Below are 19342 nucleotides of genomic sequence, written 5' to 3'. Positions count from 1 at the left end.
TCCTCGGTTCAATGGGCGGCGGCGTAGGCCTTCTCGCCGGCGTCCACCGCCAGGTCGAGGCGGTTCTCCGGCGGCGGCAGCGGGCAGGTGGCAAATGGGGTGAACGCGCATGGCGGGTCGTAGGCACGGTTGAAATCCAGCACCACGCTGCCATCGGTCGCGGGTGGGTCCACGTCCAGGAAGCGCCCGGCCGGGTAGCTGCCGTGGCCGCTGGTGCGGTCGGCGAACACCACGAACAGCGGCTGGCCGGGTTCGCCGATCGCCTGCAGGCGGTAGCGCTTGCCGCCGCGCTCGAATTCCAGCGCGCCGGGATTGGGCGACGGCGTGGTGACGCCGATGATGTCGACGATGGGCAGGGTCGTGCCCGGCGGATTGGGTACGAAGCGCCCATACACCCGCCAGGATTCGGCCAGCGGCCAGTACGGCACGCCAGTGAAACTGAGCCGGGTCGGCGCATCGGCGTGCTTGACCCGCAGCGCGTAGCGGCCGCCGCGCTCGATCAGGCTGAGTTTGCCCTTGCCGTCGTCGAAGTCGACCACCGTCGGCTGCGGATCGTGGTCGCTGTACAGACGAATCCGCCCCTGCACCGGCGCACCGGCGACGCTGAGGCCGGCGCCACGCTCCGGGGTCAGGTACACCGCGCGTTGCACTTGCGACACCAGCGCCATCCGCGCCGGCCCCACCGCCAGGCGGATACCACTGTCCGGGCCGCTGCCGATGTAGTGGTCTTTCAATTCCAGCCAGTGCAGGCCGACCAGGCTGGTCCAGCCGTCCGGCGCTTGCAGCTCGCGCTGGCGCTGCGCGCGCCAGGCCTGTTCTTCAGACACGAACTGCGCGTCCATCGCCTTCGGCGCGGCCGGCGCCGGCGCCTGCTTGCCGCACCCACTCAAGGCGACCAGCGCCGCCAACAGCGCCGTCGTCCACACCCGCTTGTCCATCATCGCCCCCGCAAGAACCAACGATCGATCTCGCCCAGGGTGAACCGCGCCCAGGTCGGACGCCCATGATTGCATTGTCCGGAGCGCTCGGTGGCTTCCATGTCGCGCAGCAAGGCGTTCATTTCCGGCACGGTGAGGCGGCGGTTGGCGCGTACCGCGCCGTGGCAGGCCATGGTCGACAGCAGCGCGTCGCGCGCGCCGGCGACGCGGCCGCTGTGGCCATGTTCGCGCAGGTCGGTGAGCACGTCGCGCAGCAAGGCCTCGGGCTCGGCCTGTGCCAGCAAGGCCGGAATGCTGCGCACGTGCAGCGATTGCGGCCCACTGCGGGTGACCTCGAAGCCGAGCGCGGCCAGCGTCTCCGCCTCGCGTTCGGCGGTATCGGCATCGCGCTCGCCGACCGCCAGGGTGATCGGCACCAGCAGCGGCTGCGCGTGCAGGCCGATGCCGTCGTGTGCGGTCTTCAAGCGCTCGTAGCCGATGCGTTCGTGCGCGGCGTGCATGTCGACCACGATCAGGCCGTCGGCGTTCTCGGCCAGGATGTAGATGCCGTGCAACTGCGCGATGGCGTAGCCGAGCGGCGGCACGCCGCTGTCGGCGGCGGTCGGCGGCAGGCCGCCGGCCGGGTCCTGGGTCTGCCGCGGCAGGCCGGCGGCGCTTCCCGCCTCCGCGGCAGGCGCGTACAGCGCCGCATACGCGGCCGGCGCTTCTTCCACGCGCAAGCCCAGCGGCGATTGCGCCGGACGCCACTGCGCGCCGTAGCCATAGCCCGGCGCGCCGCCGCTCGCGCCACCGCCGCCACTCGGCATGCCTGTGGGCGCCCAGCCAGCGGTGCCCGCGGCCGGCACGGCTGCCGCCGCGTCAGCGCCGAGCGTGCCGGGCAGGCTGCCGGCGCGGGTCTGCGCCAGCGCATCCTGCAGCGTGCGGTAGACGAAATCGTGGATCAGCCGTGCGTCGCGAAAGCGCACCTCGTGCTTGGCCGGATGCACGTTGACATCGACCCGCGCGGGTTCCAGCTCCAGGAACAGCACATAGGCCGGCTGGCGGCCATGGAACAGCACGTCGCCGTAGGCCATCTTCACCGCATGGGCGACGCTGCGATCGCGTACCGAGCGGCCATTGACGTAGAGGTACTGCTGGTCGGCACTGGCACGCGAGTAATGCGGCTGTGCGATCCAGCCATGCAGGCGCAGGCCGGCGCCACTGTGGTCCACCCGCAACGCCTGCTTTGCGAAGTCCTCGCCCAGGGTCTCGCCCAGGCGCGCATCCGAATACAGATCGCCGGGCTTGTAGCGCCGCGACGGCTTGCCGTTGTGCGAGACGCGCAGCTCCACGTCCGGCCGCGCCAGCGCCAGCGAACGCAGCCACTCCTCGATGTGGCCCAGTTCGGTGCGCTCGGCGCGCAGGAACTTGCGCCGCGCCGGCACGTTGTAGAACAGCTCGCGTACCTCGACCAGCGTGCCCTGCGGCAACGCCCGCGGCTGCACCTCGCCGACCTTGCCGCCGTCGACCTGCAGGGCGGCGCCGTGTTCGTCGCCGGCACGGCGCGAGGCCAGGGTGAAGCGGCTGACCGAAGCGATCGACGGCAGCGCCTCGCCGCGAAAACCCAGCGTCCCCACCGATTCCAGGTCGTCCAGCGAGGCGATCTTGCTGGTCGCATGCCGCGACACCGCCAGTGGCAGTTCCTCCGGCGCAATGCCGCCGCCGTCGTCGCGGATGCGGATCAGGCGCACGCCGCCCTCTTCCAGGTCGATGTCGACGCGGTGCGCGCCCGCGTCCAGCGCGTTCTCCACCAGTTCCTTGACCACCGAGGCCGGACGCTCGACGACTTCGCCGGCGGCGATCTGATTGATCAGGATCTCGGGCAGCTGACGGATGCTCATGCTGTCGTCGCGCTCAGCACGCGCGGGCGCGCAGCGGTCTTGGCGACGGGACGAAAACGACAGCAGGGAAAGGACATCGGCACGGCTTGCGGCGCGGACGCCGTCATCGAGGATCAGCCGTGAATGATAGCGCCTCAGCGGCTCCCGCCGGCCACGGTGCTGGCCGCTTCCGCCTCGGCCTGCGCGCGCGCGGCGAACAGCGTGCCCGGCGGCGGCTGCCGGGTAAAGAAGGTGCTGACGCCATCGAGCACGGCGCCGGCGATGCGGCGCTGGTAGGCCGGATCGGTCAGCCGGCGTTCTTCGTCCGGGTTGGAGATGAAGGCGGTCTCGACCAGCATCGCCGGCATGTCCGAGGTGCGCAGCACCGCGAAGTTGGCGCGCTCGATCTCGGGCTTGTGGTTGTTGCCGATCCGCTTCAGCCCGCCGAGCACATGCCCGGCCGCGTCTTCGGAGGCCTTCATGTGGCCGCTCTGGGCCAGGTCCAGCAACACGTTGGCCAGGGTGCTGTCGGTCTTCTGCAGGCGCACGCCACCGATCAGGTCGGCGGCGTTTTCCTTGTCCGCCAGCCAGCGCGCGCGTTGCGACGACGCGCCCTTGGTCGACAGCACGTACACCGAGGAACCGGTCGCGCTGCGGTTCTCGGCGGCGTCGGCGTGGATCGAGATGAAGATGTCGGCCTTGGCCGCACGCGCCTTCTGCGCACGCATCGGCAAGGGAATGAACACGTCCGTGGTGCGGGTCATGTAGGCCTTCATGCCCGGCGTGGCATTGATCTGGCGCGCCAGTTCGCGGCCGATCGCCAGGGTCACGTCCTTCTCGTGCTTGCCGGTCGGGCCGCTGGCGCCCGGATCCTGGCCGCCGTGGCCGGGATCGATGGCCACGATCAGCGGACGCATGCCCGGCGCCATCTTCACCCGCGACGCCGCGCTCGGCATCACCGGGCGCGCCTCGGCGGCCGCGGCCACCGCTGCGTCGTCGTCCGCATCGTCCCGCTCGGAGGGCTCATTCGCCGGCGGCGCGACTGCCGTGGGGGCCGGCGGCGGCACGACGCCAGGCGCGGGACGGCCGGGCACCACCGCGACAGCGCTCGGCGCGGACGCCACCACGGTCGGCGCGGGCGTGCTCGTCACGGGCGGCGGCACCGGGGCCGGCGCGGGTTGGCTGGCACGCTGCACCACCGACGAGGTCAGCGCCGCGGTCGCGCGCGCCGCTTCGGCCCGCGCATCCACCGCCGGCTTTGGCGCGGGGACGGGCGCGGCCTGAGGCACCGGGGTCGCGGCTGCCGGCGCCTCGCCAGCCACCGCCCTGCCCGCTGGCGCCTCGCCCGGCCACTCGATCACCAGCACCGAACTGCCGCCGACGGTCTGCATCTGCGGCTTGAACGCCACCACCGAACTGCTCAGATCGAACACGATGCGCAAGGTACCCGGCACCGGATGCCCGGTACGCACCGCGCTCACCACACCGCCGCCGGCCGGCAGCTTCAGGCCCTTGGCGGCGGAGGAATCGGGAAGATCCACAACCAGACGGTTGGGATTGGCCAGCGACAGCGTGCTGAAGCCGCCACTGCCCTGCAGGCGGATCTCGGCGCGGGTGCCGGTGGCACCGTTATCGAGCGAGACCGACTGCACCTGCCCGGCGAACGCCGTCTGCGCCGCCAGGCACCAGCCTGCGGCAGCGGCGAAACTGGCGAAAAAACGGGTCCCCGGGCGCATAACGCGATTCAAACATCGCCGGGAGCCAAAGGCAAGCGGTTTTCCCTTAATAATCCATAACCTGCCTTCACTTTCTAGCGTCAGCCGGCAAAAAGTCCCTGCAAGTCGGCCTGTTCGGCCACCCTCGCCAGCCAGGCGGCACCCGCGTCGGTACGCGCCTGCAGGGCCACGCTGCGCCCCTCGCCACGCACCGCCAGCCGCACGTCCAGATCGGCAGGGGCCAGCACGTCGCCGCCGCGCTCGGGCCATTCCACCAGCCACAGCGTGGCCCCGCCCTCGTCCAGCCCCAGGAAATCCAGTTCGCCGGCCGCGCCGATGCGGTACAGATCCAGGTGCCAGGCCTCGCCATCGGCCACCGGGTAGCGCTCGACCAGGGTGTAGGTGGGGCTGCGGATCGCGCCCTGCACGCCGAGCGCGCGCAGCAGCGCCCGCGCCAGGGTCGATTTGCCGGCGCCCAGATCCCCGTGCAGATGCACCGAGGCCTGCGCCGGGCGGGTGGCGGCCAACGCGCGGCCGAGGCGTTCGGTGGCCTCGCTGTCGGGCAGGAACAAGGTGAGGCTCATGGGGTGGATTCCGGATTGGACAGGCGCCGCAGCGCCGGCAACAGATCGGTGGGCAGCAGCCCGCGCTGGCCCGCGGCGGCCGCGTGGTCGCCGGCACCGGCATGCAGCAGGGCGCCGACGCTGGCCGCCTCGAACGCCGGCAGGCCTTGTGCGCGCAGCGCGGCGACCACCCCGGTCAACAGATCGCCCATGCCGCCGACCGCCATGCCGGGATTGCCAGCGGCGATCACCCGCGGCGTTTGCCCAGGCGCGGCGACCAGGCTGCCGGCTCCCTTCAGCACCACCGCGGCCTGGTAGCGCTCGGCCAATGCCGCGGCGGCCGCAAAGCGATCGCGCTGCACCTCGGCGGTCGCGAGGCCGAGCAGGCGCCCGGCCTCGCCCGGATGTGGCGTCAGCACCGCCTGCGGGACCGGTCGCGGCGCCTGCGCGAGCAGGTTCAATGCATCGGCGTCCAGCACCAGCGCACGGGCTTCGTCGGCCAGCACCGCTTGCCATAGCGCCTGTGCCCAGGCGTCCTGGCCGAGCCCGGGACCGAGCGCGACGACGCTGGCCTTGCGCAGCAACGGCGCCAGCGCCGTCGCATCGTCGACCGCATGCGCCATCGCCTCCGGGCAGCGCGCCAGCAGCGGCGCCACGTGCTGGCTGCGGGTCGCCACGCTGACCAGGCCGGCGCCGCTGCGCAGGGCCGACTCGGCGCTGAGCATCACCGCACCACCGCTGCCGAGATTGCCGCCGACGCACAGCACATGGCCGGAATCGCCCTTGTGGCTGTCCTGCCGACGCGGCGCCAGACGGCTGCGCAGGGCGCCGCCGGTCCAGGCCTGCGCACGCGGCGCGCAATCGGCGAACGCGGCGGCAGGCACCTCCAGGGTCGCCAGCGCGCGCTCGCCGACATGGTTCAGGGCCGGACCGGTATGCAAGCCGGCGTGGGCGACGATGAACTGCAACGTCAGCGTCGCCGACAACACCGCGCCGGGCACGCTGCCGGTCTCGGCATCCACGCCGCTGGGCACATCCAGCGCCAGCACCGGCGCATCGAGCCCGCCCAGAGCACCGAGCAACGCCGCCAGCTCGGCATCCGGCGCGCGATTGAGCCCGATGCCGAGCAGCGCATCCACCACCACGTCGGCCGGCGCCAATGCCGCGTCGAACTCCTCGATACGCCCGCCGACACCGATGTAGTCGGTGCAGGCGCGCTGCGCCAGCGGCGATTGCGGCCCGCGCCCCGGCAACTGCAGCACCCGCACCTGGCGCCCGGCGCGATGCGCCAGCCGCGCCAGCACGTAGCCATCGCCACCGTTGTTGCCGCTGCCGCAGGCCACCAGGATGCGCTGCGCCTGCGGCCAGCGCTGCAACAGCGTCTGCCACGCGGCCTGGCCGGCGCGCTGCATCAGCGTGTAGCCGTCGCCGCCGAGCAGCGCGGTGGCCTGCGCATCGATGCGGCGCGCGGCCGCGGTGGCGTAGAGATCGAAGCAGTCGTACATGCACGGGATTCTATACTTGCGCGATGTCCGCCCGTCTCGACATCGCCGACCCCCACGCCGCCGCCGCGCGCATCCGCGTGCTGGCGCGGACGTTCGGCTTCCAGCGTTGCGGCATCGCCGGGATCGAGCTGCAGCAGGACGAGGCGCATCTGCGCGACTGGCTGCAACAGGGCCTGTACGGCACGATGCACTGGATGGCCCAGCACGGCGATAAGCGTTCGCGCCCGGCGGAGCTGATTCCGGGCACGCTGCGGGTGATCTCGGTGGGCCTGGACTATGGCCGCAACGACGACGACGCGGCCTGGGACACGCTGCGCGACGGCGAGCGCGCCTACGTCGCGCGCTACGCACTGGGCCGCGACTACCACAAGCTGATGCGCAACCGCCTGCAGAAACTGGCCGAGCGCATCCAGGACGAGATCGGCCCGTTCGGCCACCGCGTGTTCGTCGATTCGGCGCCGGTGCTCGAACGCGCCCTGGCGCGCGACGCCGGCCTGGGCTGGATCGGCAAGCACACCTGCCTGATCGACCGCAACGGCGGCTCCTGGTTCTTCCTCGGCGAGATCTACGTCGATCTGCCGCTGCCGATCGACCCGCCGGCCAGCGCGCACTGCGGCACTTGCACGCGCTGCATCGACGTCTGCCCGACCCAGGCGATCGTCGCGCCGTACCGGCTGGATGCGCGCCGCTGCATCGCCTACCTGACCATCGAGCACGACGGCGCGATTCCGGAAGACCTGCGCCCGGCGATCGGCAACCGCATCTTCGGCTGCGACGACTGCCAGCTGATCTGCCCCTGGAACAAGTTCGCCAAGCGCAGCGACGAGCCCGACTTCCGCGCGCGCAACGACCTGGACAAGGCCACGCTGGCGCAGCTGTTCGCCTGGGAGGAAGACGAGTTCCTGCGCCGTACCGAAGGCAGCGCGATCCGCCGCAGCGGCCATGAACGCTGGCTGCGCAATCTGGCGGTGGCGCTGGGCAATGCGCCGACCACCCCGCAGGTGCTGGCCGCGCTCGGTGCGCGCGCGCAGCACTCCTCGCCGCTGGTGCGCGAGCACGTGCAGTGGGCGCTGGCGCAACATGCGCAGGCGCCGACCCGTGGGGCGGCGGCGCCGGCATCACCAGCGCCGAAAGCGGACGTGCGAGGATAGGCGCCCGTACGCCCTGCACTGCCCGCATGCCCGATCGCGCCGACCAGATCCTCAGCCCCAGCCAGCTCAACACGCTGGCCCGCGACCTGCTGGAGAGCACGTTCCCGCTGGCCTGGGTGGAGGGCGAACTGGGCAACGTCACCCGGCCCTCGTCCGGCCACCTGTACTTCACCTTGAAGGACGCGCGCGCGCAGGTGCGCTGCGCGATGTTCAAGCCCAAGAGCCAGTGGCTGCGGTTCGTGCCGCGCGAAGGCCTGCGGGTGCTGGCGCGCGGGCGCCTGACCCTGTACGAGGCGCGCGGCGACTACCAACTGGTGCTGGACCATCTGGAGGAAGCCGGCGAAGGCGCGCTGCGCCGCGCGTTCGAGGACCTCAAGGCGCGGCTCGCCGCCGAAGGCCTGTTCGCCAACGAACGCAAACGCGCCCTGCCCGGCTTCGTGCGCCGCCTGGCGGTCATCACCTCGCCCAGCGGCGCCGCCGTGCGCGACGTGCTGAGCGTGCTGGGCCGGCGCATGCCGCTGCTGCAGGTGGACATCCTGCCGAGCCTGGTCCAGGGCGACAGCGCCGCGGCGCAGATCGCCGCCCTGCTGCGCCAGGCCGATGCCAGCGGCCGCTACGACGCGATCCTGCTGACCCGCGGCGGCGGCTCGCTGGAGGACCTGTGGGCGTTCAACGACGAACACCTGGCACGCACCATCGCCGCGGCGATCACCCCGGTGGTGTCGGCTGTCGGCCACGAAACCGACGTGACCCTGGCCGATTTCGCCGCCGACCTGCGTGCGCCCACCCCATCGGTCGCCGCCGAATTGCTGGTGCCCGACCAGCGCGATCTCGGCGCGCGCCTGGGTGCCCAGCACGCCGCACTGCTGCGCTGGCAGCAGCACCGGCTGCGACAAGCGCAGCAACGCGCCGACCGCGCCCTGCTGCGCCTGCAGGCGCAGAGTCCGCAAGCGCGCCTGCACCTGCTGCAACGCCGCCAGCACGACATCGGGCGCCGGCTGGCGACGGTGTGGCGGCAGCAGCAGGAACGCCGCCACGCCCAGTTGCGCCATGCCGCCGCAGTGCTGCGCGCCTCGCAACCGCAGCGTCGGCTGGCGATGCTGCGCGTGCGCCTGCTGGCGCTGGGCCGCCGCCCGCAGGCGGCGATGGCGCGGCAGCTGCAGGCCGATGCGCAGCGCCTGCGCGCATTGGCGCGCGCCCTGGAGACGGTCAGCCCGTTGGCCACCGTGGCGCGCGGCTACAGCATCCTGACCCGCGCCGACGACGGCAGCGTGGTGCGCTCGGCGGCGCAGGTCGCGCCCGGCGATCGGCTGCGCGCGCGCCTGGCCGACGGCGAACTGCAACTGCGTGCCGAGCGCGCAGAGTGATCCCTCCACGCCCACCGTCCTCGCCCCCATGACCGACAGCCTCCACGAAGACAGGATCAAGGCGATCCTGCAGGGCATGCGCCGCGCCGAACGGCGCCGGGCCGAGCGCCGCGCCGACAGCAGCGATCTGCTGTCGCTGATCGACGGCGCCGCCTACGGCGCCCCGGAGGACGCGCAGCGCGCGCTCGCCTGGCTGGCGCACGACGGCACCCTGGCGTACTTGAGCAATACCGACCTGCACAATGTCGGCGAAACCATCTGCGTGGCCTGGAACGGCTGCGGCAGCGACCTGGGGACGCTGTCGCAGTGGCTGCGGGAGGTGCGCCTCGCCGATGGTCGCAGCGCGCTGCAGACCCTGCGCGACGGCGACAGCGCGGCATTGCTGGCGGCGGCGCTGGCGGCGTTTCCCGGCTGACAAGCGGCAGCCGTAGCGCGGGGCGCAGGCAATGGCCCGTCCGGCGCTGCGGTGGCATGCGCACTGCTGTTGCCAAACAGGCCCCAACGCGTGGCTCCAGGACACCGCGTGTCGCCCGGGGAGAGGCAGCCCCTGTTCGCTCGCCCGAGTTGCCGCGCCGCGTGCGGGATCACCCTACGAACATGTGTTCGTCAGCACCTGCTACCGCCCAAGCGGCACCGCCTGCACGTCAGGCACCACGCGGCGGCGCTGCACTCAATCCAGCGGCGCGACCACCAGCAGCGGGTCGAGGTCGTAGCCCATCGCCACCGCCTTGGCCTTGATCGCTTCGAACACGCTGCGCTGCATGCGTGGCGAGCGCGACAGCACCCACAGGTATTTGCGCCCCGGTTCGCCGATCAGCGCCCATTGATAGTCCGGATCCAGCGCGATCACCCAGTAATCGGCCCATACAAACGGCACCCAGCCCAGCCAGTCCGGCGCGAAGCGCACCTGCAGCCGCCCGGGATGGCCCTCCACGCGCCGCGCCACGCCCTCGGCCGCCAGCAGGTCGCCGCTGGCAGTGCGGCAAGCATTGCGCACGCCGATCTGGCCGTCGTCGCGCAGCACGTAGGCCGCAGTGACGTCGCCGACGCATTTCTTCTGGAAGGACACCGGCAGGTGCGCAATCTCATGCCATTGCCCGGCATAGCGGCCCAGATCGAACTCGGCAACCGAGCTCACCGGCTGCGCGGCGCGCAGCGGCGATGCGAGACACAACAGGCACGCCAGCAACAGCAGCGCGATCGGCGAAAGACGCATGCGCAGGTTCCGATGGACGGGAAGCAGCAGCTTATGCAGGAGCTGCGCAGCGATGTAAAGCGCGGCGCCGAACGCCGGCGGCGATGGCGTGGCCGGTCAGTTGCGCAGGTCGGCCATGGAGCGCTGGTCTGGCTGGCCGGCGCATTGCACCGGCTCGCGCAGCACGACGCGCTCGACCACGCCGTCGCGTCGCTGCAGGTAGGTGTTGACCATCACGCACTCGGAGCCGACGTGTTCAATGTAAGGCGCCTCGGCGCCGGAACCGCCTTGTTCGCCCGCATGCTCTCCCTGGTCGGGGGCCGCCATCGCGGCGCCAGCCATGGCCCACAGCAGCGCCATGCCGCCGCATTTCCGTCCGAATCCGCTGGTCATTGGCCGGTGCCCCCGATTGCCCATGCCTATGATTACGACAGGCAACGCCTTCGATTGAGCGGAATATCTCGAAAAACCGTGACACGGACGCATTTGTCTACAATCTTGGACACACGTTCTTCACGCGCAACCGGTCGGGGCGGCCGTCAAACCCTGGGCACGCATGCGGAAGTCTGCATAGCGCGAGAGGTCGGCACGACCCAGGGCACATGCGTGCGAACCCGACACGCCGAGCCGCCACGCGCGTGGTTCAAAAACTGGTGCAAGTCGGAAAAAAGAAAGGCCCTACATCGCTGTAGAGCCTTGATAAAGATGGTGGCCGAGGACGGAATCGAACCGCCGACACGGGGATTTTCAATCCCCTGCTCTACCAACTGAGCTACTCGGCCACTGCGCAACGCGGCAGGACCGGTGCGAGGACGCGCATCATAGCGAGGCGATCGGGATTGGGCAAGCGCAATGTTGCAGAATTTTCCTACCGACCGCCGCGGCCTGCACCGACGGCGCCCGACCCGCGGCAACGCAATGCTGGATGCGTCCGCGGCATCCGGCCGGCGTACGGCAGGGACGCCTTGGTGATGGCCGCCGGCCGGATCGCCGTGGACACCGCCCGGGCACCGACCTGTCACGTCGAAAGATGGACCGCGCAAGCATCAGGGTGCGAACGAACCGGCGCGCTCGCAGGCTGCGGGGAATCGGACGATCGGCAGACGGCGCCGCTAGCCATCGCGGCGAACGTCACGCCGGTGGCGGGCGCGCGGCATGACCCGAAGCATGGACAGCGGCTCCCCCCCCCATTGCGCCACGACGCCGCCACCCGCCGGGATCGCTGGCCAGCGCCGCCTGCGGCTTGCGTGCGGCAAACGCCTGCCCAACAGCCCCATCAGCCCCGGCGCGGCAGCCGCCCGTGCGAATGCCATGTCCTCGGCCTGCCACGGCGGACAAGGGGGTGGTGTAGTCTTCGCCGGTCTTCCTTCCGTGGATTCCGCTCATGCGTCACCCGCTCCGCCTCGGCTTGCTCGTGTTGTGCACTGCGCTGCTCGCCGCCTGCGGCGACGGGATGGTGCGGCGCGTGTCCGACCCGGCCGCCAGCGTGCAACAGCTGACGGTCAACATGGACGGCAGCTGGAAGGTGGAACTGCGCCTGCAGAACTACAGCAGCATCCCGATGCGCTACGACACCCTGCGCCTGGATCTGGGCGTCGGCGGCGAAGCCGCCGGCAGCCTGCAGGCCGCTCCCGCGATCTCGATCGGGCCGGAGACGGCGGATGTGGTGAGCGTCGCGCTGCGGCCCAGCTCGAGCGCGCGCATGGCCGTGGCCGACGCGCTGGCCGGCCGCCGCAGCCTGGAGTACACCCTCAAGGGCAGCATCGCCGCGACGCCGGAAGACAAGAAGCAGCGCAGCTTCGACATCGACACCCGCAACATGCTCTCGCCCGCACCGGGCCTGGACGGCGTGCTGCGCTGACGCTGCGGTGGCGCTGAGGCGCCACCTCACTCCGGACGTCTTGAGCGCGCCGCCCCGGCGTCCGAGCGCAGGCCACGCCTGCGCGTCGACCTGTGCTTCACCGGACACAGGCACCTCCTCGACCTGCGCCTCGGCACGCTAGGCACACCCTCGCGCCGCACGCCCGTGCGCGTTTTCCTATCTGACCTACCCAAGCCACGTTCAGCCGGCATTACCGCAAAATTAGTACATAAATGTATTATCTACATATGTACAAGAACCCGAGTCGGTCATGAGCCGTTTCGCCTCTACCGAGCAGCGCCTGGACGTGACCGCGCGCAAGCATCCGCCCTTTCCGCGCGAAGCGGCGCTGCTGCTGCGGCTGATCAAGTTGCTGCACAAGGTGAGCCTGGACCAGAGCAACGACCTGCTGCGGCCCTACGGCCTGAGCTACGCCGAATACAACGTCTTGATGATGATCGACGCCAGCCCGGACGGGACCTTGAACCCGTCCCAGCTCAGCGACGCGGCCGGCGAGAAGTCGGCCAACATCACCCGGCTCACCACGCAGTTGGTCGACAAGGGGCTGATCCAGCGCATGCCGAGCGCCGCGGACCGGCGCATGCTGCTGCTGCGCCTGACCGACGCGGGCGAGCGCCTGATCGAAGCGCTGATCCCCGCCCTGTGCGCCCAACTGGACGCCTATGTCCAGCATCTGGATCCGGCGGCGATGGCGCAGTTGCAGACGCTGCTGAAGGCCTTGCTGCGCGGCGTCGAGGACGCGGCATGAGCGCGCCGCAGCCCAACGCTGCCGCCGCTGCCGAAGCCGCGCCGGGCCTGCGCACCCTGCTGGCCGACGCCCTGCGCGGCGAAGGCGACGCCTGGCTGTTCGTGCTGCGCACCTTGCTGTCGATCTATCTGGCCGGCTGGATCGCACTGCGCCTGGACCTGGCCTCGCCGATGACCGCGATGATCACCGTGGTGGTGGTGATGCACCGGCAGACCGGCATGGTCTTCGCGAAGGGCTTCTACCGGATACTGGGCACGCTGATCGGCAGCGTCGCCGCGCTGACGATGGTGGCGCTGTTCCCGCAGGAGCCGGTGCTGTTCGTGCTGGTGCTGTCGCTGTGGATCGGCGCGTGCACCGGCGGCGCCCTGCTGTACCGCAACTTCAAGGCCTATGCCTTCGTGCTGTCCGGCTATACGGTGGCGCTGATCGCGCTGCCGGCGGTGAACCAGCCGCAGAACGTGTTCAATCTGGTGGTGGCGCGGGTGACCGAAGTGGTGCTGGGCCTGCTGGTGACCGGCATCGTCAGCGACGTGGTGTTTCCCAGCCGGCTGCGCCAGACCCTGCGCGACACCGTGCGCCGCGCTTCAGACGGCTTCCTGGATTTCGTCCGCGACGCCACCGGCGGCCAACTGCCGCGCGAAGCGATGGAGCAGGCGCACCTGCGTTTCGTGCGTGACGCGGTGACCATCGAGGATCTGCGCAGTTCCGTGGTGTTCGAGGATCCGGAAGCGCGGGTACGCAGCGGCCGCCTGCGCCTGCTCAACCAGCGCTTCATGGCGGTGTCGACCAGTTTTCAGGCGCTGCATCACTACATCAACCGGCTGCTGCGCAGCGGCAGTGCGGACGTGGCCGAAGCGTTGATCGGCCTGTACCGGCCGCTGAAGGCCGCGCTCAGCGACCGTGGCGGGCGCGAGGGTGCCGCCGCGACGGCTCGCAAGCTGGCCGCATGCCGCGATGCACTGGCGACGCGTGCCGCCGAGGCGCGCGCACCGCTGGCCGTCCGGCAACATGAGGCGTTCGACACCGGCGTCTCGCTGCTGCGACGCTTCTTCACCGACCTGCATGACTACGTCGCCACCGAGGCGACCCTGGTCGCGCCGCAGCAGTGGCGCACGCCGCAGGACGGCAGCGGCGACACCGCGGTGTTCGTGCGCGGCAACGACTACGCCGCCGCCGCACTGACCGCGCTGCGTAGCGCGCTGCTGGTGGCGACGATGTGCTGGCTGTGGATCCAGGCCGGCTGGATCAGCGGCGCCACTGCAGTGTTCCAGGCGGTGGCACTGAGCGCGATCCTGTCGTCCAGCGCCAATGCGCCGGCTGCCGCGCGCTCGCTGTTCAACGGGTTCGTGTTCGGCATCGTGCTGGGCGTGATCTGCCAGTTGCTGGTGCTGCCGCAGATGGACGGCTATGGCCTGTTCGTCGCGGGCACCTTGCCGTTCCTGCTCTTGACCCTGTATCTGGCCTCGAAACCCGCGCTGTACGGCTTCGCCACCGGCGCCAACCTGGCCTTCATCTCGATCCTGGCGGTCCAGCCGACCCCCAGCTTCAACGCCGCGGCCACCTTCAACAGCGTGGTGCCGTTGCTGCTGGGCACGCTGGCGGTGAGCGCGACATTCGTATTCGTGCCGCCGGTGATCGGCACGCGCTGGCAGCGCCGGCGCCTGCTCGAGCGGCTGCGGCGGCAGACCACACTGGCGGCGCGTGCGCCGCTGCCGGGGCTGGCGCTGCGCCTGGAGAGCGTCAACCGCGACCTGTTCCAGCAGATCGTCGCGCACACCCCGCCCGGCAGCGACGAACTGCGCGACCTGCTCGGCTGGGCGCTGTCGGTGCACGAAACCGGGCGCACCCTGGTCGAACTGCGCCGCGATGCCGCCGAAGGCACGCTGCCGCCGGCGCTGGCCGCCGCGGTGGACGCCGCGGTGCAGGCGCTGGCCGACCTGTATCTGGATCCCGGCCCGCAGCGGCACCGCCAGGCTCTGCAGCGGGTGGAGGCAGCGTTGGCCGCCAGCCAGGTGGAGGGCGCGGTACCGCTGCGCTGGAAGCCCACCCGCGAGCACCTGTTGTTGCTGCGCGGCGCACTGCTCGACGCCGATTCTGTTCTCGCCGCGCTGGCCGACACGCCGGCGCCGACCACCGCCACGCCAGGAGCCGACGATGCTGCTGCCCGCTGAACTCTCGATCGCCGGGGTGTACGTGCCTGGCCTGCTGGTGCTGGGGCTGGCCCTGCTGCTGGTCGCCTGGGCACTGGACGCGGTCGCCGGTCGCGCCGGCCTGTACCGCTACGCCTGGCACCCCTCTCTATTCCGTCTGGCCATCTACGTGGGCGCGTTCGCCGCACTCGGCCTGCTCCTTCTTCCGTGAGTCCCGCCATGAAGACCCCTGCCCTGATCCGTTTCGCCCTGACCGCCATCGTGGTGCTGGTCGCCGCCCTGCTGGCGCATGCGCTGTGGCGCCATTACATGCTCTCGCCCTGGACCCGCGACGGTCGCGTCCGCGCGGAAGTGGTGCGCATCGCGCCGGACGTCTCCGGGCTGGTCGATGCGGTGGCGGTGCGCGACAACCAGCACGTCAAGCGCGGCGACCTGTTGTTCAGCGTGGACCGCAAGCGCTATGAACTGGCCCTGGAAAAGGCCCGCGCCAACCTTGCGGTCGCGCAGGCGCAGGCACGCGCCGCCGGGGCCAGCCTGTCGGCGGCGGCGGCCACCCAGGCGGCCAGCGAGGCCGAATTCCAGATGCGCCGCGCCCAGGCCGAACGGCGTGCACGCGCCGCCGCGGTGATCTCCGCCGAGGCGCGCTCGGACGCCGAAGCCACCGCGCGTTCGGCGCAGGCCGACGTGCATCGCAGCGCGGCGCTGCGCGGCCAGGCCACTGCGGCGCAGGCGCAGGCGGTGGCGTCGGTGGAACAGGCACAGGCCGCGCTCGATCTGGCAGAACTGGATCTGCAGCGCACCCAGGTCCGCGCCACCGCCGACGGCTACATCACCAACCTGGAGGTGCGCGTCGGCGACTACGCCCAGGCCGGCGGCGCGCGCCTGGCGCTGGTGCGCGACGACGCGATGTGGGTCTACGGCTACTTCGAAGAAACCAAGCTGCCGCGGGTGCACGTCGGCGACCGCGCCGACATCCGCCTGATGAGCGGCGGACTGATGCTGCACGGCCAGGTCGAGGGCATTGCGCGCGGCATCGCCGACAGCGACAACCCCACCGGCACCTCGCTGCTGGCCGACGTCAGCCCCACCTTCAACTGGATCCGCCTGGCGCAGCGCGTGCCGGTGCGCATCCGCATCGATCCGGCCAGCGTGCCGCAGGGCACCCTGCTCGCGGCCGGCATGACCGCCACGGTCAGCGTGCATCCGCGGCGGGAGTGATGCGACACCTGCGCGAGGCCTCTCTGATCATGAGAAAGGCTCATGCATAGGAGTGGCGTTTGTTCTTTTTGGGGATCAGCCGCGACGGGCGTTCCCGGTACGCCTGTGGCGCAGCCGTGGCGCGTCATCCCATTCCAACGGCATCGCGCCCGGAGCGGAACAGAACGTGTTCCAGGCGGCGGACATCGCTAGCGAGAAGACGGGATCCGGCAGCGGCGTGCCGGCGCGATGCTTTCGGCGCGCCATGCCGTCGAAACAAAATGCGGGACGTGCGGGGCCCATCCGCTTTCCGGACGCCATTCCGGGAAGCGGTGGAACCCCGCACGTCCCGGCACGGGGGTCGCGGAGGCTGCCGGCCACGCTGTCGAACGGCGAGAGCGTGATCGAAAGCAAACGCGAAAACATCAACGACGTCGGTCAGCTCGATGGCGCTTCACTGCGTAGTAGAACGACCGCGTCCTGAGTGCATCGCAAGCGCCGACACCGCGTGTCGACTGCGCCTGCGGCGTCTCGGGCGGACGTGGGCGTCCGCCCGCGCGGGTCACTTCTTGCTGGCCTCGCGCAGCGCCGAGTAGGCGTTGAGATAGCCCGCGCCCACTTCCCAGGACGCACGTCCCGCCATCGGCGTGGCGGTGCGCTCGATCAGGTCCTTGACCTGGTCCGGGGTCAGGTTCGGATTGGCCTCCAGCACCAGCGCCACCACACCCGCTACATGCGGCGTGGCCATCGAGGTGCCGCTCATGGTGGTGTAGAACGGCAGTTGCGCCGGGGCGATCAGCTTGGCGTCGGTCTGCGCGGCCAGCGGCGGCAACAGGCCGGTGGAGGCACGGGTGGAGATGATGTCCACGCCCGGCGCGGTGATGCTGGGCTCGTTGATATGGGTCCAGCTCTTGCCATCGGCGGTGGTGAAGGTATCGCGCTCGCCGGCCTTGCCGCGCGAGGAGAAGTCCGCCAGCGTGCCGTCGACGTTGCCGGCGGCGACGGAGATCACCCACGGCGCCTGCGCGTACGGATTGTGGGTATCCTCCTTGGGACCGTCGTTGCCGGCGGCGAACACGCTGACGATGCCGCGCTTGTACAGCTCGTAGGTGGCCACGTTGACCGGGTCGGCCGGGTCGAACTTGCCGGAGCTGCCCCAGGAGTTGCTGACGACGCGGATCGGATCCTTGAAGCTGTTCTGGTGCGAGGCCGCATAGTCCAGGCCGCCGACCGCGTCCAGGATCAGCAGCACGCCGCTGGAACCGTAGCCGACCAGGCTGGCGCCGGTGGCCACGCCGCGGTACTTGCCGCCGGACTGCGCGCCGTTGCCGCCGACCGTGCCGGCGCAGTGGGTGCCGTGACCGGAGCCGGCGTCGGTATTCGGCACGCCTTCCAGATAGGTGACCGGCAGCATCGAATCCAGATTGTGCAGGTTGGTGTTGGCCAGCACGTTCTGCACCACCCGGTCGCCGTAGGCCAGGTCGCGATGCGTGGCGTCGATGCCCGAGTCGTTGATCAGCACGCCGACGCCGCGGCCGGTGTACGGCACGGTGCGGCCGAAATCGCCCGGGTTGCTCTGCGCGCGGTCGACCCCGGTCGCCTGGCGCGCGTCCTGGTTGAAGTAGCGTAGCGGCGCGTTGTAGTAGATCGAGGCGACGTCGTCGCGCCCGGCCAGCGCCAGGATCTCTTCGGGCGTGGCCAGCGCGCCGGCGATCGGCAGGGTCTGCATGCTGACGCCGCGGGTGATGCCCAGGTCGTGCAACACGGTCAGCTGCGCCGCCGACACCGGCCTGGATTGCTTGTAGGTGATGACGATTTGCAGTTCGTCGGTCAGCGGCGTGCTGGCCAGCTTGGACTCGAGCAGGCTGTCCAGATGCGCGGCGGCTTCGGCCTTGCCGCCGGCGAAGACGCCGCTGGCAAGAACGGCGCAAATGCCGATGGCGAGTGCGGGACGACGGATGGGCATCTGGAATCTCCGGTGAGTGGGCCCGGGACGGGCGGGTGACTGCAGCCTGCCGCGGCGGCACGGTGGCGCCTATCCGGGATCGCCCCTAGCGGACGTGGGTGGAAACACTCAGGGCGGCGTGCATCGCCCGTACGGAGCGGTATGATCGGGACGTAGGCCGCTGCCTCGCCGCGTCGCGGGCGGAACGCGGGTGCGGTGCGCGGTGCCGGCACATGCAACAGGGGGTTTCAGATGCACATGATGTTCGCAAGGGTTTGCCTGCTGTTCTGCACCGTGGCCGCGTCCGGCGGGCTCGCCGCGCAAGCGCTGCCGGTGCAGGTGGACGTGAGCGGCAATGTGGCGACGGCGGCGATCGGTGCCGGTCCGCATCCGCTGGCCGAGGTCACGCTGGAATTCGACAGCGCCAGCGACCTCAACCCGGGCAGCCTGGGTCTGAGCGCGGAACTGCTGACCCCGGCCCAGGTCACTGCCTTGCTGCCGCGGCTGCCCGGCACGCGAGCCGGCCAGGTGCCATCGCAGTTGCCGCTGCTGATCACGGTGACGCCGCCGCCGAGCGGCGGCCTGACGTTCCGCCGCGTGGTGCATGTGGAACTGCACACGCACGCGCTGGCCTACACCGCCGACAGCACGCTGCGTCTGTTCAAGTCTCCGGTAGGCGGCGAGTTCCGCGACATCACCGATGAGATCGCGCCCGGCAGCGTCCGCGCCCGCGGCACCACCGGTGGCTTCTCGCAGTTCATCGTGATCCACGACCTGCGCCCGACCGCTACCGTGGTGGCCGCCAAGCTGAGCCGCCTGCAGGCGCTGGTGGCGCAGTTGCCCGCCAGCGAGGCGACGCCGCTGGCGACCATGTTGAACAGCGTGCAGAGCGCGCTGGCCAACGCCGACTACAGCGCCGCCACGATGGCGCTGGACGGATTCCGCGAGCAGGTGTCGGCGCGTGCCGGCCAGGGCATCGCGCAGACCTGGAACGCCGGCATGAGCGAAGGCAACCCCGCCGGCGAACTGCTGGCCGGCGCGGCCACGCTGCGCTTCTCCATCGACTACCAACGCCTCTACGCGCCTTGAGCGCTGCAGGATTGGTCACGCGCACCGCGACGGAGGAC

The 19342-nt window shown here is 70.9% G+C and carries 18 protein-coding genes and 1 tRNA gene; 10 read left to right on the top strand and 9 right to left on the bottom strand.

Features of this window, described 5'->3' with window-relative positions:
* Nucleotides 1–8: 8 nt before the first annotated feature.
* From FHR56_RS03570 to FHR56_RS03550, 5 genes are all read right to left on the bottom strand, one after another.
* On the bottom strand, nt 9–938 hold the full coding sequence (locus tag FHR56_RS03570) for a DUF1684 domain-containing protein (RefSeq protein ID WP_160946061.1): 930 nt from the start codon (nt 936–938) through the stop codon (nt 9–11).
* Nucleotides 938–2818: a DNA mismatch repair endonuclease MutL gene (gene mutL / locus FHR56_RS03565; protein WP_160945971.1), complete on the bottom strand. Its 1881-nt coding sequence runs from the start codon at nt 2816–2818 to the stop codon at nt 938–940. The genes FHR56_RS03570 and mutL overlap by 1 nt, the downstream gene beginning before the upstream one ends.
* 134 nt (nt 2819–2952) lie before the next feature.
* Nucleotides 2953–4533: an N-acetylmuramoyl-L-alanine amidase gene (locus FHR56_RS03560; protein ID WP_160945970.1), complete on the bottom strand. Its 1581-nt coding sequence runs from the start codon at nt 4531–4533 to the stop codon at nt 2953–2955.
* Between the two features lie 80 nt (nt 4534–4613).
* Nucleotides 4614–5096, bottom strand: a complete 483-nt coding sequence (gene tsaE / locus FHR56_RS03555; RefSeq protein WP_160945969.1) for a tRNA (adenosine(37)-N6)-threonylcarbamoyltransferase complex ATPase subunit type 1 TsaE — start codon at nt 5094–5096, stop codon at nt 4614–4616.
* Nucleotides 5093–6580: an NAD(P)H-hydrate dehydratase gene (locus tag FHR56_RS03550; protein WP_160945968.1), complete on the bottom strand. Its 1488-nt coding sequence runs from the start codon at nt 6578–6580 to the stop codon at nt 5093–5095. The genes tsaE and FHR56_RS03550 overlap by 4 nt, the downstream gene beginning before the upstream one ends.
* Nucleotides 6581–6603: 23 nt before the next feature.
* Between FHR56_RS03550 and queG the strand changes: the two genes are divergently transcribed.
* The 3 genes from queG to FHR56_RS03535 are packed head-to-tail and all read left to right on the top strand — an operon-like array spanning nt 6604 to nt 9513.
* Nucleotides 6604–7731: a tRNA epoxyqueuosine(34) reductase QueG gene (gene queG / locus FHR56_RS03545; protein WP_160945967.1), complete on the top strand. Its 1128-nt coding sequence runs from the start codon at nt 6604–6606 to the stop codon at nt 7729–7731.
* Between the two features lie 26 nt (nt 7732–7757).
* The gene (xseA, locus tag FHR56_RS03540) at nt 7758–9098 is read left to right on the top strand and encodes an exodeoxyribonuclease VII large subunit (RefSeq protein ID WP_160945966.1); all 1341 of its coding nucleotides are present in this window, start codon (nt 7758–7760) and stop codon (nt 9096–9098) included.
* 28 nt (nt 9099–9126) lie between these two features.
* Nucleotides 9127–9513 (top strand): hypothetical protein, encoded by a 387-nt coding sequence (locus FHR56_RS03535; RefSeq protein WP_160945965.1) that lies wholly within the window; start codon nt 9127–9129, stop codon nt 9511–9513.
* A gap of 255 nt (nt 9514–9768) precedes the next feature.
* Here the strand turns inward: FHR56_RS03535 and FHR56_RS03530 are convergent, their stop codons facing one another.
* The 3 genes from FHR56_RS03530 to FHR56_RS03520 form a co-directional block, all read right to left on the bottom strand.
* Nucleotides 9769–10314 carry a lipocalin family protein gene (locus FHR56_RS03530; RefSeq protein WP_160945964.1) on the bottom strand — a complete coding sequence of 182 codons (546 nt, stop codon included), beginning with the start codon at nt 10312–10314 and terminating at the stop codon, nt 9769–9771.
* 96 nt (nt 10315–10410) lie between these two features.
* Nucleotides 10411–10653, bottom strand: a complete 243-nt coding sequence (locus FHR56_RS03525) for a hypothetical protein (protein WP_160945963.1) — start codon at nt 10651–10653, stop codon at nt 10411–10413.
* A gap of 346 nt (nt 10654–10999) precedes the next feature.
* A tRNA-Phe gene (locus FHR56_RS03520) sits at nt 11000–11075 on the bottom strand.
* Between the two features lie 602 nt (nt 11076–11677).
* Here FHR56_RS03520 and FHR56_RS03515 point away from each other — a divergent pair.
* The 6 genes from FHR56_RS03515 to FHR56_RS03490 all read left to right on the top strand — a co-directional run bounded on the left by FHR56_RS03515 (nt 11678) and on the right by FHR56_RS03490 (nt 16754).
* Complete coding sequence (locus FHR56_RS03515) at nt 11678–12154, top strand: LEA type 2 family protein (RefSeq protein ID WP_160945962.1); 477 nt, start codon at nt 11678–11680, stop codon at nt 12152–12154.
* 271 nt (nt 12155–12425) lie between these two features.
* Nucleotides 12426–12923: a MarR family transcriptional regulator gene (locus FHR56_RS03510; protein WP_019797268.1), complete on the top strand. Its 498-nt coding sequence runs from the start codon at nt 12426–12428 to the stop codon at nt 12921–12923.
* Nucleotides 12920–15094 (top strand): FUSC family protein, encoded by a 2175-nt coding sequence (locus tag FHR56_RS03505; RefSeq protein ID WP_160945961.1) that lies wholly within the window; start codon nt 12920–12922, stop codon nt 15092–15094. Before FHR56_RS03510 ends, FHR56_RS03505 begins: the two co-directional genes overlap by 4 nt.
* Entirely contained in the window at nt 15078–15284 is a 207-nt protein-coding gene (locus FHR56_RS03500) for a DUF1656 domain-containing protein (RefSeq protein ID WP_017916033.1), read from the top strand. Before FHR56_RS03505 ends, FHR56_RS03500 begins: the two co-directional genes overlap by 17 nt.
* Nucleotides 15285–15292: 8 nt before the next feature.
* Nucleotides 15293–16291 carry an HlyD family secretion protein gene (locus tag FHR56_RS03495; RefSeq protein WP_160945960.1) on the top strand — a complete coding sequence of 333 codons (999 nt, stop codon included), beginning with the start codon at nt 15293–15295 and terminating at the stop codon, nt 16289–16291.
* A 52-nt stretch (nt 16292–16343) separates the two neighbouring features.
* On the top strand, nt 16344–16754 hold the full coding sequence (locus tag FHR56_RS03490; RefSeq protein ID WP_160945959.1) for a hypothetical protein: 411 nt from the start codon (nt 16344–16346) through the stop codon (nt 16752–16754).
* Nucleotides 16755–16832: 78 nt separating this feature from the next.
* Here FHR56_RS03490 and FHR56_RS03485 read toward each other — a convergent pair whose 3' ends face one another.
* Nucleotides 16833–18236, bottom strand: coding sequence for a S8 family serine peptidase (locus FHR56_RS03485; protein ID WP_160945958.1), 1404 nt, complete (start codon nt 18234–18236; stop codon nt 16833–16835).
* Nucleotides 18237–18476: 240 nt separating this feature from the next.
* Here FHR56_RS03485 and FHR56_RS03480 point away from each other — a divergent pair, with 240 nt between their 5' ends.
* The gene (locus tag FHR56_RS03480; protein ID WP_237473055.1) at nt 18477–19304 is read left to right on the top strand and encodes a DUF6689 family protein; all 828 of its coding nucleotides are present in this window, start codon (nt 18477–18479) and stop codon (nt 19302–19304) included.
* The last annotated feature ends 38 nt before the right edge of the window (nt 19305–19342 follow it).

Source organism: Xanthomonas sp. F10, from assembly GCF_014206815.1.
Classification (GTDB): domain Bacteria; phylum Pseudomonadota; class Gammaproteobacteria; order Xanthomonadales; family Xanthomonadaceae; genus Xanthomonas_A; species Xanthomonas_A indica.
Note: the sequence above shows the minus strand (reverse complement) of the source record. Positions and strands in the feature narration are given on the sequence as shown.

Excerpts from the sequence above, each read along its gene's own strand:
- tsaE (WP_160945969.1), bottom strand. The coding sequence starts at position 5,096 with ATGAGCCTCACCTTGTTCCTGCCCGACAGCGAGGCCACCGAACGCCTC.
- FHR56_RS03570 (WP_160946061.1), bottom strand. The coding sequence starts at position 938 with ATGGACAAGCGGGTGTGGACGACGGCGCTGTTGGCGGCGCTGGTCGCC.
- FHR56_RS03525 (WP_160945963.1), bottom strand. The coding sequence starts at position 10,653 with ATGGCGCTGCTGTGGGCCATGGCTGGCGCCGCGATGGCGGCCCCCGAC.
- mutL (WP_160945971.1), bottom strand. The coding sequence starts at position 2,818 with ATGAGCATCCGTCAGCTGCCCGAGATCCTGATCAATCAGATCGCCGCC.
- FHR56_RS03560 (WP_160945970.1), bottom strand. The coding sequence starts at position 4,533 with ATGCGCCCGGGGACCCGTTTTTTCGCCAGTTTCGCCGCTGCCGCAGGC.
- FHR56_RS03535 (WP_160945965.1), top strand. The coding sequence starts at position 9,127 with ATGACCGACAGCCTCCACGAAGACAGGATCAAGGCGATCCTGCAGGGC.
- FHR56_RS03505 (WP_160945961.1), top strand. The coding sequence starts at position 12,920 with ATGAGCGCGCCGCAGCCCAACGCTGCCGCCGCTGCCGAAGCCGCGCCG.
- FHR56_RS03550 (WP_160945968.1), bottom strand. The coding sequence starts at position 6,580 with ATGTACGACTGCTTCGATCTCTACGCCACCGCGGCCGCGCGCCGCATC.
- FHR56_RS03530 (WP_160945964.1), bottom strand. The coding sequence starts at position 10,314 with ATGCGTCTTTCGCCGATCGCGCTGCTGTTGCTGGCGTGCCTGTTGTGT.
- FHR56_RS03515 (WP_160945962.1), top strand. The coding sequence starts at position 11,678 with ATGCGTCACCCGCTCCGCCTCGGCTTGCTCGTGTTGTGCACTGCGCTG.
- FHR56_RS03500 (WP_017916033.1), top strand. The coding sequence starts at position 15,078 with ATGCTGCTGCCCGCTGAACTCTCGATCGCCGGGGTGTACGTGCCTGGC.
- FHR56_RS03510 (WP_019797268.1), top strand. The coding sequence starts at position 12,426 with ATGAGCCGTTTCGCCTCTACCGAGCAGCGCCTGGACGTGACCGCGCGC.
- queG (WP_160945967.1), top strand. The coding sequence starts at position 6,604 with ATGTCCGCCCGTCTCGACATCGCCGACCCCCACGCCGCCGCCGCGCGC.
- FHR56_RS03485 (WP_160945958.1), bottom strand. The coding sequence starts at position 18,236 with ATGCCCATCCGTCGTCCCGCACTCGCCATCGGCATTTGCGCCGTTCTT.
- xseA (WP_160945966.1), top strand. The coding sequence starts at position 7,758 with ATGCCCGATCGCGCCGACCAGATCCTCAGCCCCAGCCAGCTCAACACG.
- FHR56_RS03495 (WP_160945960.1), top strand. The coding sequence starts at position 15,293 with ATGAAGACCCCTGCCCTGATCCGTTTCGCCCTGACCGCCATCGTGGTG.
- FHR56_RS03480 (WP_237473055.1), top strand. The coding sequence starts at position 18,477 with ATGTTCGCAAGGGTTTGCCTGCTGTTCTGCACCGTGGCCGCGTCCGGC.